We start from the raw sequence: 15,852 nt of genomic DNA, 5'->3' as shown, positions 1-15,852 counted from the left end.
GGAACAACTTCGTTATTGAATTTTCCAGTTTCCCATGCTTTAGCCGAACGTTCATATGATTGAATTGCAAAAGCATCCTGCTCTTCACGCGATATTTTATATTCAGTTGCACATAAGTCGGCACAAACGCCCATCACATTTCCATCATAAGCATCGGTCAAACCATCTTTCTGCATTCCGTCTACCATCGTGGTTGGGCCAAATTTCACACCATTTCTTAAGTGAACATAATGTGGAATTAAACTCATGTTTTCCATTCCACCGGCAACTACAATTTCGGCGTCGCCGGCCATTATAGCCTGAGAGCCTTGCATAACCGCTTTCATTCCCGATGCGCATACTTTATTTATGGTTGTACAGGGAACATTATCTGGTAAACCTGCAAATTTAGCTGCCTGACGAGCAGGTGCTTGTCCAACTCCAGCCTGAACAACATTACCCATCAAAACTTCGTCAACGAGGTTTGGATCTAAATTGATTTTATTTAAAGCACCTCTGATTGCAGCCGCACCTAATTGGGCAGCTGTAACTGTCGACAATGAACCCATAAAACTTCCGATAGGTGTTCTAACTGCTGAAACGATGACTACTTTTTTAATCATAATATGTGTTAATTATTTGTAATGCAAAACTAATCTTTTATTATAAATTATGGAATGCTTTTAAAACAAAAAAACCACTGATTTCTCAATGGTTTATGATGTGATTCCAAAAGGATTTACTGTGCACATCCTCAAAGCTCCGCTTTGAAAAGCAAAACCCCAAAAAATAAAATTAGAATAAATTCCATTTATTTTTCGGGATTTGATTCATTCGTGATCCCAGAAGGATTCGAACCTTCGACCTACGCATTAGAAGTGCGTTGCTCTATCCAGCTGAGCTATGGAACCAAAACAGTTTTTACGCAAAAAAATGGTTAAAAAGTCGGGGTGGCAGGATTCGAACCTGCGGCCTCCTGCTCCCAAAGCAGGCGCGATAACCGGGCTACGCTACACCCCGAAAATTAAAAAAGCGGAGAGTAAGGGATTCGAACCCTTGGTACAGTTTCCCATACGCATGTTTAGCAAACATGTCCTTTCGGCCACTCAGGCAACTCTCCAGATTTTCAATAATGCTTAAAGAACTTAGCTTTTTTGCGGTTGCAAATGTAACTTTTCATTCTATAATTCACAACTATTTCATTTCTTTTTTTAATCAGTAAAACAAATATTTTGTAAAAAGGTTCACTTTCAACATACTAGAAATATAATATTTTATCAGACAACCATTTTGTTTAATAAAAAAGCCATCAAGATAATTTTTGATGGCTTTATAACTTAATAACTGATAATTTTATTTTTTCATTGGCATTGCCGGCATATCAGAATTATAGCAGTCGCGAAGTAAAAGCCACTTTCCATCTTCCATTTTGTAAACTTCGATTGATTTTCCTTCATCAACAACTTTCCCGTCCTTATCAGTCATTGTCCAGGCATCTTCCGCAGTCAGATTGTTTTCATCACCCCAAAGCTCTACAAGATTTAGCTTTAAAGTTGGCGACTCGCCTTTAAACCATTCTCCGAATACTTTTTGAATGGCAGGTCTTCCTTCCAAAGCTTTTGCATTAGGGTTCATAAATTCGGCATCGGTAGTGTAACAATTAGCCAATGCAACGGAATCTTTTGCATTGAAAGCTTTTTCGAATTCACGATATCTGGCATCTACTGCTGTTTTCGCAGCAGCTAAATCAAATGCAGGTTTTGCAGATTCAGCAGGAGCTTCGTCTGCTTTTTTACAACTCAAGCTTACTAAGGCTAAGGCCAGAAAAGCGATTTTAAATAATTGGATTTTTTTCATAAATAATAAATTTAATAGTTAGGTTGACTTAATTTTTTTTGACAAATTAAATTTATAAAATATTGATAGTCAATTGGAATTTCAAAGAAATACTTGTTAACAAAAAAAATCCCAATTTTTAGACTGGGATTTTAAAATGCTGTTATAAAAGTTTATTTATTCTTTAATCAGTTTGACAGTATAGGCTCCATTTGTGCTATTTATAGAAATAAAATAGATTCCATTGGATAGGCCACTTAAGTCGAAATTATCCGTTTGTAAACCGCTTGGTTTATCCATTTTGTTTTCCTGAATTAGTTGCCCTTGAATAGTAGTTATTCTGAATGTAACCGTAGTATCGTTTTCTAAGTTATAACTTATAGTCGTTATTCCGTTTGTTGGGTTTGGATAAACAGCCGCTTTAAACAATTTTATATCATTTGTTGACAAAGGAGTTGCCGGACAGGCTACAACCTGAAGCGTATTGAAAGCCGTGTTGCTTCCAATTCCCAATTCACCTTCCAAACCTCTTCCAGTTGACCAAATATCTGTATTTGTAGCAATAGCATGGGAATGAGTGTGTCCCGCAGAAATTCCAATCCAGGTATTGGCAGTTCCAACTTGATTTAGCACGTTGGTATTTGTTAGATTCCCTAATCCTAACTGTCCTTGATTATTGAAACCAGTTGACCAAAGTGTATTATCATTTTTTATGGCTAGGGAATGTGTTTGCCCAGCAGAAATTGCGATGTAAAATGATACAAGACCGACAGAGCTAAAGCTGATAGGAATAGGAACACATTTGAGGCTGTATTTGTTCCATCTCCCAATTGTCCGTTAGTATTGTTTCCCCAGGTGTATAAAATATTACCGCTGTTAATCGCCATGCTGTGATCTGTTCCTCCGGAAATCAAAGACCAGTTGGTTGCTATTCCGATTTGGATTGGAATTAAACTTGTGGTATTTGTTCCGTCGCCCAATTGTCCAAAAGTGTTATTTCCCCAAGCCCAAAGTGTTCCGGTTGTTTTAATAGCTAATGAATGTTGGTCACCAGCATCAATTAAAAACCAATTATTGGCAGTGCCAACCTGTGCCGGAAGATTTGAATCTACAACAGTATTATCTCCTAATTGCCCTGTGAAATTCCAACCCCAGGACCATAGTGTCCCTGTGTTTTTTATGGCCAAACTAAATCGATTGCCCGCCGAAACTTTTAGCCAATCTGTTGCTGTGCCCACTTGAGTAACATTTGGCGTAGCCGAATTAAATACTCCATTTCCCAATTGACCAAATTGCCCATTTCCCCATGACCATAAAGTCCCATTGGTTTTTACGGCCAAAGAATGTATCGTTCCTGCAGAAACTGTCAGCCAGTCATTTGCGTTACCAATTTGAGTAGGAAGATTTTGATTAGCTAAATTTCCCAATCCTAGTCCCAACAAGTTTGAGTTCTGTCCCCAACCCCAAAGTGTGCCATCACTTTTGATAGCTAAGGTAAAATTTTGTCCTGCAGATACTTCTCGCCAACAGACCGAACCGCCTTGCCCGTATACTGATTGGAAAAAAGTGAAGTGCAAAATAAAAAGTAGTAGTAATTTTTTCATGTTATTTTGTTTAGGGTTAAACATAATTAATTGTTTATAAACCTCATTTATAAACAGTTGAATGGAATGTGATAACTAATATACTTTTTTAGTAAGTGCAAAACGAAAAAACCCCAATCTTTTCGATGATTGGTTTTTTTTTAGGATTAAAGACATAAAAATTGCCATTTACAAATGAATCACTTCGCCATAAGCATCAGCAACAGCTTCCATAACGGCTTCGCTCATGGTTGGATGCGGATGTATGGATTTTAGGATTTCGTGTCCGGTTGTTTCCAGTTTACGCGCTACAACTGCTTCTGCGATCATATCAGTAACTCCGGCGCCAATCATATGACAGCCTAACCATTCGCCATATTTTGCATCAAAAATTACTTTTACAAAACCATCCGGTGTTCCGGCAGCTTTTGCTTTTCCTGAAGCGGAGAATGGGAATTTTCCAATTTTCAATTCGTATCCTTTTTCTTTTGCTTGTTTTTCGGTTAAACCAACAGAAGCAATTTCCGGAGTTGCATACGTACAACCGGGAACATTTCCATAATCGATTGGTTCGACATGTAAACCTTTGATTTTTTCAACACAATTAATTCCTTCTGCCGACGCAACGTGTGCCAAAGCCTGGCCTGGTGTTACATCACCAATAGCATAATAGCCGGGAACGTTGGTTTGCGCAAAGTCGTTTACCAAAATCTTATCTTTATCTGTTTTGATACCCACTTCTTCCAAACCTATATTTTCGATGTTTGTTTTAATTCCAACGGCAGAAAGTAAAATATCCGCTTCAAGGATCTCTTCGCCTTTCGCCGTTTTTACAAATGCTTTTACGCCTTTGCCGGTCGTATCAATTCTCTCAACAGAAGCATTGGTCATCACTGTAATTCCTGCTTTTTTTAACGAACGCTCAAATTGTTTTGAGATATCTTCATCTTCAACCGGAACTACATTTGGCATAAACTCCACAATAGTAACTTCTGTTCCCATTGCGTTATAGAAATGAGCAAATTCAACTCCGATAGCGCCGGAACCAACAACAATCATTTTCTTTGGCTGTGTCGGCAATGTCATCGCCTGACGATAACCGATAACTTTTACACCATCCTGTGGCAGGTTTGGCAATTCGCGTGAACGCGCTCCCGTTGCGATGATGATGTGGTCTGCGGAATATTCGGTAACTTTTTTGTCCTTATCGGTAACATCAACTTTCTTTCCGGGTTTTAATTTTCCAAAACCATCAATAACGTCGATTTTGTTTTTCTTCATAAGGAACTGAACACCTTTGCTCATGCCGTCGGCAACATCTCTTGACCGTTTTACAACTGCTGAGAAATCTTTGTCAAATTCCTTGATGGTTAATCCATAATCAGAAGCATGTTTTAGGTAATCAAAAACCTGTGCCGATTTTAAAAGCGCTTTCGTTGGAATACAACCCCAATTAAGGCAGATTCCACCGAGGTTTTCTTTTTCGATTACGGCTACTTTAAAGCCTAATTGTGAGGCACGAATAGCAGTCACATAACCGCCGGGACCACTTCCTAAAACAATAATATCGTATTTCATTTTTTTCGTAATTATTTATTTAATGTAAAAAATGCAGTCACCAAAAGGTTCGTGTCATTTTTTCGTATTTATTTGTTTAATATAAAAATGCAATCGCCGAAAGGCTCGTGCCATATCTATAGAATTTCTTTGATTATTTGAGACTGCGAATTTATGAATTTATTTTGAAAGTTTAACTCTCGACAGCAAACTGAGAGTCGTATAATTTTTTGTAAAAACCTTCTGTTTTGCTAACCAATTCCTGGTGCGTTCCTTCTTCTACAATTTGACCTTTTTCTATTACAATTATTTTATCGGCATTTATGATTGTTGCCAACCGATGCGCAATTACTATCGAAGTTCTGTCTTTGGTAATCGTTTCGGTTGCTTTTTGAATTAATTCTTCGTTATAGCTGTCAATAGAAGAAGTAGCTTCATCCAAAATTAAAATACTCGGATTGCTAACATAGGCCCTAAGAAACGCAATCAGTTGACGTTGGCCAGATGACAGCATCACGCCACGCTCTTTTACATCATAATCATAACCGCCGGGAAGGCTTTTAATGAATTTGTGTACACCAATTTCCTTGGCTGCTGTAATGACAACCTCACGGGTAATCTCAGGATTGTTCAATGTAATGTTGTTGTGAATCGTATCGGCAAAAAGAAAGACATCCTGTAAAACAATAGCAATTTGTTGTCGAAGGCTTTCCAGTTTAAAATCGTTTATATTTTGATCGTCAATATAAATCGAACCTGAATTGATTTCGTAAAAGCGATTTAGAAGATTGATGATTGTTGATTTACCGGCCCCTGTAGCGCCAACGATGGCAATGGTTTCGCCGGCATTTACTTTTAGATTGATTCCTTTTAACACTTCTTCATTGTCAATATAACTGAAACGAACGTTTTCAAAACGGATGTTTCCCAGGAAATGACTGGCCATTTTTGTTCCATCATTCTGGACATCATTATCAGTGTCCAAAATATCGAACACACGATTGGCCGCAATCATTCCCATTTGCATTTCGTTAAATTTATCTGCAATCTGACGCAGCGGATTAAACAGCATTCCGATGAACATGGTATAAGAGAATAAATCACCAAATGAGGTAAATTTATTACCATCTAAAATATGAAATCCCCCATACAGAACAACTGCTCCAAGGGTTAATGAGGAAATAATATCGGCAATAGGGAAGAAGATAGAGTTATAAAAAATGGTTTTTATCCAGGCATTGTTGTGTTTGCTGTTGATTTCTTTGAACTTTTCAAATTCAATATCTTCCCGATTGAAAAGCTGCACAATTTTCATTCCGGTAACACGTTCCTGCACAAAAACATTCATATTGTTAACCTGTGTCCTCACTTCTTCAAATGCAACCTGCATTTTGCGTTGAAAAATCCGTGTAATGTAAACCAATATTGGCATGGCAATGATAACAATCCATGTCAATCGCCAGTTCATATAAAACATAAAGAAGAGCACAACAATCATTTTCAACAAATCACTGAAAATCATGAAAAGGCCCTGACTAAAAATACGCGCTATTTGCTCAATATCAGAAACGGAACGCGTTACTAACATTCCCACAGGAGAATTGTCAAAATACTTCATTCGGAAACTGAGGATGTATTTGAATAGTTTTATCCGAATGTCTTTGATAATATCCTGCCCCAACCAATTGGCCCAATACACAAAATAAAACTGTGAAATTGATTCTAAAAGCATAACAATTCCCATCAGAGTTACATAAAACAGGAGTCCGTTTCCGTCTTTTGGTTTTATGTATTCATCAACGGTTTGCTTTAAGAGATAGGGGCGAAGTGCGGCAAAAACAGAAAGAGAAATGGCAAACAAAATTACCCCATAATATCTGAATTTATAGGGCTTCGTGTATTTTAAAATCCTTTTAAATAAATTGGTATCGAATGCTTTTGCTTGCACTTTTTTCTGTTTTAAATTCTGAATATTATAAATGGTTTTAATTTAAAATTTAAAATAAATTTTCGTATTCAATTTTAGTTAAATATAATCCTTGTGCCGGTACTGAAAATCCGGCCTGGCTTCTGTTTTTGCTATCTATTATTTTTTCAAAATCGATTAAACTTATTTTTCCTGTTCCGATGTTTATCATTGTTCCCACAATAGCACGAACCATATTTCGCAAAAATCTATCGGCCGAAATTGTAAAAATTAGTTTGTTTCCGGTTTGTTCAGCTCCGCTCTGTTCAGTTCCGCCTCGAGTCCAATGTGCTTCAAAAATAACACAATTAAAGGTTCTGACATCGGTATTTACTTTTGAAAAGCATTCGAAATCCTTATGTTTGAAGAGTATCTCACATGCTTCATTCATTTTATCAATATCCAATGGCAATTGAAATTGATAACTTCCTTCGTTTTCAAAAGGATTTTTCATCGTATGAATATGATATTCATAAGTACGTTTCGTGGCATCAAAGCGGGCATGAGCGTCATTGGCTACTTTGAAGATATTAAAAACAACAATGTCTTTGGGTAAAAAGGAATTGAGTTTGTGAACTAATTGCTGTGTTTCGATTTCGGTTTCATAATCAAAATGGGCAAACATTTGTTTAGCGTGAACACCAGTGTCTGTTCTTCCGGCGCCAACAATGTCAATGTCAGTTTTCAATAGTATTGACAAGGCTTTGTTGAGGGTTTCTTGTACAGAGTCAGCGGCGGGCTGGTACTGCCAACCGTGATAGTTTGTTCCTTTATATGCTAATTCTATAAAATATCTCAAGATAAAGTTGCAGCGTTAAAAGTCCCAAAGTTACAAAGTTTTTGTGTTGAAGAAAGGTTAAAAATTTTAATATAAATTTGCTGATTAGAATTTCATTCATGAAAAAAATCCTTTTGCTTTCCGATACGCACAGTCATATTGATGAAAAGATATTGAAATATGTTCATCACACGGACGAAGTTTGGCATGCAGGTGATATTGGAGATATGGCAGTTACTGATACGCTAAAATCTATAAAACCTTTACGTGCAGTTTATGGCAATATCGATGATGACAAAGCCAGAATGGAATTTCCGTTGCACAATCGTTTTTTTTGTGAAAATGTGGATGTCTGGATTACACATATTGGCGGTTATCCCGGGAAATACAACCAAAACATCCGAACTGAAATTCAAAACCATCCGCCCAAACTTTTCATTTGCGGACATTCGCATATACTAAAAGTACAGTTTGATAAAAAGCTGAATTTATTGCACATGAATCCCGGTGCTTGTGGGATTTATGGTTTTCACCAAGTGAGAACCATGTTGCGCTTTGAAATAGATGGCGATAAGATTCAGAATTTGGAAATAATTGAATTAGGTAAGAAATAAAAAACCCGAACCATATGATTCGGGTTTTTTGCAGCACTAAAAAACTAAGTTTATAGGTTTATCGCAGTCGATCCACAGATTTTACGAGATCTTCGTCCTTTTTTATGGCTTTGTTGGCCAAAACCAAAAATACGATAGAAAAAATAGGTAAGAACATCCCAACACCCTTCTCAGAAATAGCTGTTTCTCCAGATGCAGTTAGTGTCCGATACACAAATAATCCTAATAAAATTAAATTAAATATCATATTCAATCTGCCCATGACAAATTGTTGTTGTCTTTTTTTATGTGATAAAATGCTCAATAACGATAGAGTTGTGCTTAATCCAAATAGGGTAACATAAACCATATCCATCATAAAATAAAAAGGGTTTCCAACTAAATCTTTCCATAATGGGAAAATAAATGGTAAAACTCCAGTTATAATAAGGCACGCAATCAAATAGTATGTTTGGATTCTAAACATTCGTTTTTTCAATAATCTGATGCAAAAATAAAGTTTCTTTTTAAAAAAATACTATTGCATGATAAAATATTATTTGTATTATTGCAGAACAAATCCGCAAGAACTTCATCAATCGGATTATTCTAAGTATTAAAATCTACCCACTTTTACATTCCATTATAACGATTTACGATATAAATACAATTTATGTTTAACATTTCTGCCCTCAAAGAAATGAAGCTTGCTGAGCTTCAGGAAATTGCCAAATTATCCAAAACAATTAAGATCTCTGGTGCCAAAAAAGATACGCTTATTGCGCAGATTTTGGAACACCAAAACACGGCTGTGGTTGATACTGCTCCAAAAGTTGCATTGGAAGAACAAACTGATAATAAAGCCAAACGAACTCGTATTTCTCCCGAAACAAAAAAAACAGCTGAAGACAATCAAAACGATTTGTTTACAAATGAAGCTGAAGTTGTTGACACGAGCGTTAGCGAACTGGCGCAGCAAAAGCCAGCTTTTGAAAATAAAAATCCAAAGTTCAAAAAGCCAGTTTTTGAGAAAAAGAGTAATAATGATCCCCAAATTATTTCCGAAAAACCAATAGAAAGCAATACTGAATCAGCGGAACAGCCAACAGGTGAAGGTTCTTTTGGTAGTGACCATTCAGAGCAAACAGCAGCCAATCAAAATGATGGCAATCAGGCTCAAAAATCAAAACATCCGAATCCAAACCAAAACGGGAATGGAAATAACGGAAATGGTAACAATGGAAATAATAACCCTAATTTCAAAGGTAAAAAACAAAATAATTTTCGCGATTCCGATTTTGAATTTGATGGAATTATTGAAAGTGAAGGCGTTCTCGAAATGATGCCCGATGGCTATGGGTTTTTGCGTTCTTCGGATTATAATTATTTGGCTTCGCCGGATGACATTTATCTTTCAACATCACAAATAAGGCTGTTTGGATTAAAGACCGGAGATACTGTAAAAGGTGTGGTTCGTCCACCAAAAGAAGGAGAGAAGTTCTTTCCGTTAGTAAAAGTTTTAAAAATAAATGGTCATGATCCGCAAGTAGTTCGCGACAGGGTTTCATTTGAACATTTAACACCAATATTTCCGCAGGAAAAATTTAGCATCGCCGATAAACAATCAAGTGTTTCTACTCGTATTATAGATTTATTTTCCCCAATTGGAAAAGGGCAACGTGGAATGATAGTGGCGCAGCCAAAAACGGGTAAAACAATGTTGTTAAAAGATATTGCTAATGCTATTGCTGCCAATCACCCTGAAGTCTACTTGATTGTTTTACTAATAGATGAACGTCCGGAAGAGGTTACTGATATGCAACGAAGCGTCCGAGGAGAAGTTATTGCTTCAACTTTTGACAGAGAACCATCGGAACATGTGAAAATAGCAAACATTGTACTTGAGAAATCAAAACGTTTGGTTGAATGTGGTCATGATGTTGTTATTCTTTTAGATTCAATTACGCGTTTGGCGAGAGCCTATAATACCGTGCAACCGGCATCTGGAAAAGTACTTTCGGGTGGAGTTGATGCTAATGCGCTTCAAAAACCAAAACGTTTCTTTGGTGCCGCACGTAATGTAGAAAATGGTGGTTCGTTGAGTATCATCGCCACTGCATTAACAGAAACCGGCTCAAAAATGGATGAAGTTATCTTCGAAGAATTCAAAGGTACAGGTAATATGGAATTGCAATTGGATAGAAAAATCGCTAATCGCAGAATTTTCCCAGCTATCGATTTGACGTCTTCAAGTACGCGTCGTGACGATTTATTATTGGATCCTAACACATTAAAGCGTATGTGGATACTGCGTAAGTTCCTTGCCGACATGAACCCTGTAGAAGCCATGGATACGATTAATGATAAGATTAAGAAAACCCGAAACAATGAGGAATTCCTGATTTCGATGAATGACTAACATAGAAAATCCCAACTGAAAGGTTGGGATTTTTTTTTGTAAAATGTCATCTTGTCATATAATTTTCCAAAATAGATTCAAAAACTGACAATTTATTCTCATTTGCTACTTGGCATAATCATTGACTTCGGACAAGCAAGTTTTAAACAAACACACTCAAAAAATAAAATTAAGTAAAAATGGGAAAAATAATTGGAATTGATTTAGGTACAACCAACTCATGCGTTTCTGTAATGGAAGGACAAGAAGCTGTAGTAATCCCTAATTCAGAAGGAAAAAGAACTACACCATCTATCATCGCTTTTGTAGAAGGTGGTGAAATAAAAGTTGGTGACCCTGCCAAAAGACAAGCGGTTACCAACCCAACAAAAACGGTTGGTTCTATCAAACGTTTTATGGGACACACCTTTGCTGAAATTACCAGCGAAGCTAAAAAAGTACCTTACAGCATTGTAAAAGGAGACAATAATACACCACGTGTTGATATTGACGGACGATTATATACACCACAAGAATTGTCAGCTATGACACTTCAAAAAATGAAAAAAACGGCTGAAGACTATCTTGGTCAAACTGTAACTGAAGCTGTAATCACTGTTCCTGCTTACTTTAATGATGCGCAGCGTCAGGCTACAAAAGAAGCCGGTGAAATTGCGGGTCTTAAAGTAATGAGAATCATTAATGAGCCAACTGCCGCGGCGTTAGCTTACGGATTGGACAAAAAAGGAGTAGACCAAAAAATTGCGGTTTATGATTTAGGTGGTGGTACTTTTGATATTTCTATCCTTGAATTAGGAGACGGAGTATTTGAAGTATTGTCAACAAATGGTGATACACACTTAGGTGGAGATGATTTTGACCAGACAATTATTGACTGGTTGGCAGACGAATTCAAATCGGAAGAAGGAATTGATTTGCGTTTGGATCCAATGTCGTTACAAAGAATTAAGGAAGCCGCTGAAAAAGCAAAAATCGAATTATCATCTTCTGCTGAAACAGAAATCAATTTGCCTTACGTTACAGCTACAGCTTCAGGACCAAAACACTTAGTAAAAAAATTAACCAGAGCTAAATTTGAGCAATTATCAGATTCTTTAGTAAAACGTTCAATGGAACCAGTTGCTAAAGCGTTGAAAGATGCAGGTTTATCGACTTCAGATATCGACGAAGTTATCTTAGTTGGTGGTTCTACAAGAATGCCAAGAATTGCTGATGAAGTAGAGAAATTCTTTGGAAAAAAAGCATCAAAAGGAGTTAATCCTGATGAAGTGGTTGCGATTGGAGCTGCTATTCAGGGTGGCGTTTTATCGGGCGATGTAAAAGATGTATTGTTACTTGACGTTACACCTTTATCATTAGGTATCGAAACTATGGGTAATGTAATGACTAAATTAATCGAGTCAAACACAACTATTCCAACCAAGAAATCACAAGTATTTTCTACTGCTGCGGATAACCAGCCAAGTGTTGAAATCCATGTATTGCAAGGTGAAAGAACTATGGCAGCGGATAACAAAACAATTGGTCGTTTCCACTTAGACGGAATTCCGCCGGCACCTAGAGGTGTTCCTCAGATTGAAGTAACATTTGATATCGATGCCAATGGTATTATCAAAGTTTCAGCTACCGATAAAGGAACAGGAAAATCACATGATATCCGTATTGAAGCTTCATCTGGCTTGACCGCTGAAGAAATTGAAAGAATGAAAAAAGATGCCGAAGCAAATGCAGGAGCAGATAAAATTGCAAGAGAAAGAGCGGAGAAATTGAACGAAGCTGACAGTATGATTTTCCAAACAGAAAGTCAATTGAAGGAATTGGGCGATAAAATTGCTGATGATCATAAAGTAGCTATAGAATTAGCCTTGACAGAGTTGAGAATGGCACATCAGAACCAAGATTTGGAAGCTATCCAAAAAGGTCTTGATAATGTAAATGCAGCCTGGAAAACAGCAACAGAAGCAATGTATGCTCAAGGTGAAGCTGGTCAGGCGGAAGACGCACAACCACAAGCTGATGCTCAAAGCGATAATACACAAGATGTAGAATTCGAAGAAGTTAAATAATTATTAGCTTAATAAGAAATTAGAAACCGGGTAATCAATTATCCGGTTTTTTATTTAACATTTATTAAACAGATTATGTTGTAAATTGGCTATCTGTTTTTAACCACTATTATTTTTGCTATGAAAAAAATATTTTTATTCCTATGTGTGGGATTACTTTCCTTAAATGGTTTTAGCCAAAAGAAAGCTCCTGCAAAAAAACCTGCAACGTCTGCCCCGGCTTTCCCAAAACTCGACAACTTGCAAACTGAAATCAAAAACGGAAAGTTTCAGATTAGTATCAGTGAGAAGGGGAAAACCAATGACATGCTCGTTGTGAAAGATGTTGACGCGGAATTTGCACCCAAAGATTGTAAGCTAATCTCGTTTACCGCAAGTGGCGTGAAATTATATCTCCTAACCTGGACAGAAATCAACGTGGTAAAAACCAAAATGAAGACGGAAGAAAGAACTACTATCTATTCCGTTATCTACGAGTTAACGAAAAAGAAACAAGTTTATTCCAATTACCAGTTAACGAATCATATTACGGAGATAGTGTTTTTAGGTAAGTCCGAAGCCACCGAAACACAGGAGAAAATGAAAAGGGAAGGTTTTGAGTTTATACTCAATCCCGACGGTTCTGTGACCCAGAAAAACAAAACCCAGCAAACTACTTATGTTTACGATAAAGACAAAATGGAGTTTAAGAAGAAATAAAAAAATCCCGAAGCAATTCGGGATTTTCTATTTAGATGTTTTAACGTTTATTCCGAAATCTTTATTTCAAACATTTTATTCCAGTTTTTACCTGTCACGAAAATGGTATTTGTCTTTTTATTATAGGCAATTCCGTTTAAGACTTCCGCTTCCTTATTAGTCACTTTAGCACGCAAAGCCGATAAGTCCAATACTGCTTCTACAGCTCCGCTTTGTGGATTAATAACCGCTATAGCATCTTTTTGCCAGATGTTGCCATAGATTTTTCCGTTAATCCATTCCAGTTCATTGACGCTTTTAATTTTGCTGTCATTGGTATATACGTTTATAAAATTGGTCATCTTTTGGGTTACGGGATCCATTGTCCAAATCTTTTCCGTTCCGTCCGACTGGTAAATGTTTTTACCATCATTTGTCATTCCCCAACCTTCTATTTTTTTGTCAAATGTAAACGTCTTTAGCTTTTTTAATGTATTTGCATCATAAATAAAACCTGTTTCGTTCTGCCATGTAAGCTGATATATTTTATTATTGATAACCGTAATTCCTTCGCCAAAATATTGTTGGTCAATATCCACTTTTTTATAAGCCTTGCCTGTTTTATAATCAATTTTGGCAAAATACGATTTACCGTTTTGGCCTGTACTTTCCATCAAAGTATCGCGGAAGAATTCAAATCCTTCCGTAAACGCATTTGCATCGTGAGTATATGTATTGACCACAGTGTATTTTAATAGTTTTGGAACAATTCCCGAAGCAACTTCCACTCTGGTTTTTGCAGAAATCGTATCGCCTTCAAAATAAACTAAAGCCTTCACATTTTGATAACCTAGTTTTTTGCCGCTCAAATCCAAAGTGAATTTGCCATTTCCTTTTACAGATGAAATTCGCTGGTCGTTTACAATATAAGTAACGCTGTCAATGGCTTTGTTTTTGGAATTTAATAAGGTTAAATCAACTTTATCCGTCGCTTGATACATAGGCTTCATAGCATTTTCATCAAAGCTAAAATAGTTTTCTTTATCTTTTTGACTATCTCCACAACCGGCAATATTCAGCGCTAATAAAATGGTAATTAATGGGTTATAAATTTTCATTTTTTATAATTAATTTTTCACTCACAAATATATTTATATTGCTCTTAAATTCTTGCAAAAAAATAAAAAGATTGTATATTTGCATCGGCAAGTCCTACACGACCAGCTCCTGCAAAATCCTCCAGGATGGGAACATAGCAAAGGTATGTGGTTGAGCGGTGCGATGTAGGTCGCTTGCCATTTTTTTCAAAAAAGCGTCCCGTCCCGAAGTTTCGGGAATCGGGATTTTTATTTTTACAGCATATGGTTTTATCATGGCAAATAATCCGATTTCAACTAAAGGAAACCTTTGCCATTGCCTATGGGAATTATACATATAGGGAAGCTTTAATTGTAACGCTTGAAAAGAATGGGAGCAAAGGATATGGCGAATGCACATCCATTGATTATTACCACATTAACCTAGCGGATTTTAATCAAATTTTAGACACGATAAAATCGAAAATTGAAAGCCAAAAAATAATTTATCCAACAGAGTTTTATAGTTTTCTTTTGAATTTGGAACTGCCAAGTTTTCTGCGATCTGCCTTAGATTGCGCTTATTGGGATTTGTTCGGAAAGCTCGAAAAGAAAAGTTTTTTAGAGTTGAACACTATTGATTTTACTATACTTCCGGATTCTTCGATAACAATTAGTATTGACACCGTTGAAAATCAAATTAAGAAAATTGAGCAATCTTCCTGGTCAAATTTCAAAGTAAAGTGCAATCATCTTGTTGAAAAAGATATTGACAAATTATTGCAATTAGATAAATGTCTGGCTCTTGATTCAAACGGAAGCTTTACTTCAGCAAATTGTATTTGGTTAGAAAATAATGAAGCCATTCCCAAATTTACTTATCTGGAGCAGCCAATGAAACCGGGTTCGGATAATTATAAAGTTTTACATGCCGATAAATTTGCCAATTGGATGGCTGATGAAGATTGCCAGGATGTTTCTGTTTTAAATGATTTGAAGCAACATTACCGAAGCATCAATATCAAACTCGTCAAATGTGGCGGATTGACACCAGCTATAGAAATGATTACTATTGCAAAAGAATTAAATTACAAAATCATGATTGGCTGCATGACAGAATCAACCATCGGAATTTCAGCTGGTGCTGTACTAGCTCCTTTTTGCGATTATGCCGACTTGGATGGAGCAAATTTAATTGCGAATGATATTGCTAAAGGAAGTGAAATTGTAAATGGTAAAATTCATTTGAGCGAAAATCATGGTTTGGGTATCAAAATAAACTAATTATCTTTAGCAAAAAATAGACAAATAGATAATAGAC

The 15,852-nt window shown here is 36.5% G+C and carries 14 protein-coding genes, 3 tRNA genes and 1 other RNA gene; 6 read left to right on the top strand and 12 right to left on the bottom strand.

The annotated features are described in order from the left end of the window. From Q0Q99_RS00150 to truA, 10 genes are all read right to left on the bottom strand, one after another. Positions 1-602, bottom strand: a 602-nt coding sequence (locus tag Q0Q99_RS00150; protein ID WP_293889709.1) for a beta-ketoacyl synthase N-terminal-like domain-containing protein, incomplete at its 3' end; no start/stop codon positions are given. 214 nt (positions 603-816) lie between these two features. Continuing rightward, a tRNA-Arg gene (locus tag Q0Q99_RS00145) sits at positions 817-890 on the bottom strand. 34 nt (positions 891-924) lie between these two features. Beyond that, a tRNA-Pro gene (locus tag Q0Q99_RS00140) sits at positions 925-999 on the bottom strand. Between the two features lie 13 nt (positions 1,000-1,012). After that, positions 1,013-1,099: transfer RNA gene (locus Q0Q99_RS00135), tRNA-Ser, on the bottom strand. A 233-nt stretch (positions 1,100-1,332) separates the two neighbouring features. Then, a complete protein-coding gene (locus tag Q0Q99_RS00130) occupies positions 1,333-1,836 on the bottom strand; it encodes an SgcJ/EcaC family oxidoreductase (protein ID WP_293889707.1) in 504 nt (167 codons plus the stop codon). Between the two features lie 156 nt (positions 1,837-1,992). After that, positions 1,993-2,529 (bottom strand): T9SS type A sorting domain-containing protein, encoded by a 537-nt coding sequence (locus Q0Q99_RS00125; protein ID WP_293889713.1) that lies wholly within the window; start codon positions 2,527-2,529, stop codon positions 1,993-1,995. Positions 2,530-2,531: 2 nt separating this feature from the next. Beyond that, the gene (locus tag Q0Q99_RS00120; protein ID WP_293889705.1) at positions 2,532-3,419 is read right to left on the bottom strand and encodes a hypothetical protein; all 888 of its coding nucleotides are present in this window, start codon (positions 3,417-3,419) and stop codon (positions 2,532-2,534) included. A 168-nt stretch (positions 3,420-3,587) separates the two neighbouring features. After that, a complete protein-coding gene (lpdA, locus tag Q0Q99_RS00115) occupies positions 3,588-4,976 on the bottom strand; it encodes a dihydrolipoyl dehydrogenase (RefSeq protein ID WP_293889703.1) in 1,389 nt (462 codons plus the stop codon). A gap of 172 nt (positions 4,977-5,148) precedes the next feature. Next, positions 5,149-6,903, bottom strand: a complete 1,755-nt coding sequence (locus Q0Q99_RS00110; RefSeq protein WP_293889701.1) for an ABC transporter ATP-binding protein — start codon at positions 6,901-6,903, stop codon at positions 5,149-5,151. A gap of 49 nt (positions 6,904-6,952) precedes the next feature. Further along, a complete protein-coding gene (gene truA / locus Q0Q99_RS00105; protein WP_293889699.1) occupies positions 6,953-7,720 on the bottom strand; it encodes a tRNA pseudouridine(38-40) synthase TruA in 768 nt (255 codons plus the stop codon). Positions 7,721-7,818: 98 nt separating this feature from the next. On the opposite strand from truA, the gene Q0Q99_RS00100 reads away from it, so the two are divergent. Further along, the gene (locus Q0Q99_RS00100) at positions 7,819-8,313 is read left to right on the top strand and encodes a metallophosphoesterase family protein (protein WP_293889697.1); all 495 of its coding nucleotides are present in this window, start codon (positions 7,819-7,821) and stop codon (positions 8,311-8,313) included. 58 nt (positions 8,314-8,371) lie between these two features. Here Q0Q99_RS00100 and Q0Q99_RS00095 read toward each other — a convergent pair whose 3' ends face one another. Further along, on the bottom strand, positions 8,372-8,779 hold the full coding sequence (locus Q0Q99_RS00095) for a DUF4293 domain-containing protein (protein ID WP_293889695.1): 408 nt from the start codon (positions 8,777-8,779) through the stop codon (positions 8,372-8,374). Between the two features lie 186 nt (positions 8,780-8,965). Here Q0Q99_RS00095 and rho point away from each other — a divergent pair, with 186 nt between their 5' ends. The 3 genes from rho to Q0Q99_RS00080 all read left to right on the top strand — a co-directional run bounded on the left by rho (position 8,966) and on the right by Q0Q99_RS00080 (position 13,476). Then, positions 8,966-10,711: a transcription termination factor Rho gene (rho, locus tag Q0Q99_RS00090; protein WP_293889693.1), complete on the top strand. Its 1,746-nt coding sequence runs from the start codon at positions 8,966-8,968 to the stop codon at positions 10,709-10,711. A gap of 179 nt (positions 10,712-10,890) precedes the next feature. Further along, a complete protein-coding gene (gene dnaK, locus Q0Q99_RS00085; RefSeq protein WP_293889691.1) occupies positions 10,891-12,777 on the top strand; it encodes a molecular chaperone DnaK in 1,887 nt (628 codons plus the stop codon). A 120-nt stretch (positions 12,778-12,897) separates the two neighbouring features. After that, positions 12,898-13,476, top strand: coding sequence for a hypothetical protein (locus tag Q0Q99_RS00080; protein ID WP_293889689.1), 579 nt, complete (start codon positions 12,898-12,900; stop codon positions 13,474-13,476). 47 nt (positions 13,477-13,523) lie between these two features. Here Q0Q99_RS00080 and Q0Q99_RS00075 read toward each other — a convergent pair whose 3' ends face one another. Continuing rightward, positions 13,524-14,573, bottom strand: coding sequence for a glutaminyl-peptide cyclotransferase (locus Q0Q99_RS00075; RefSeq protein ID WP_293889687.1), 1,050 nt, complete (start codon positions 14,571-14,573; stop codon positions 13,524-13,526). An 85-nt stretch (positions 14,574-14,658) separates the two neighbouring features. Between Q0Q99_RS00075 and ffs the strand changes: the two genes are divergently transcribed. Together ffs and Q0Q99_RS00065 are read left to right on the top strand one after the other, a co-directional pair. Continuing rightward, positions 14,659-14,756, top strand: an RNA gene (gene ffs / locus Q0Q99_RS00070) — signal recognition particle sRNA small type. A 60-nt stretch (positions 14,757-14,816) separates the two neighbouring features. Then, the gene (locus Q0Q99_RS00065) at positions 14,817-15,815 is read left to right on the top strand and encodes an enolase C-terminal domain-like protein (RefSeq protein WP_293889686.1); all 999 of its coding nucleotides are present in this window, start codon (positions 14,817-14,819) and stop codon (positions 15,813-15,815) included. Positions 15,816-15,852 lie beyond the last annotated feature (37 nt).

This window comes from Flavobacterium sp. (assembly GCF_025352425.1).
Taxonomy (GTDB): domain Bacteria; phylum Bacteroidota; class Bacteroidia; order Flavobacteriales; family Flavobacteriaceae; genus Flavobacterium.
Note: the sequence above shows the minus strand (reverse complement) of the source record. Positions and strands in the feature narration are given on the sequence as shown.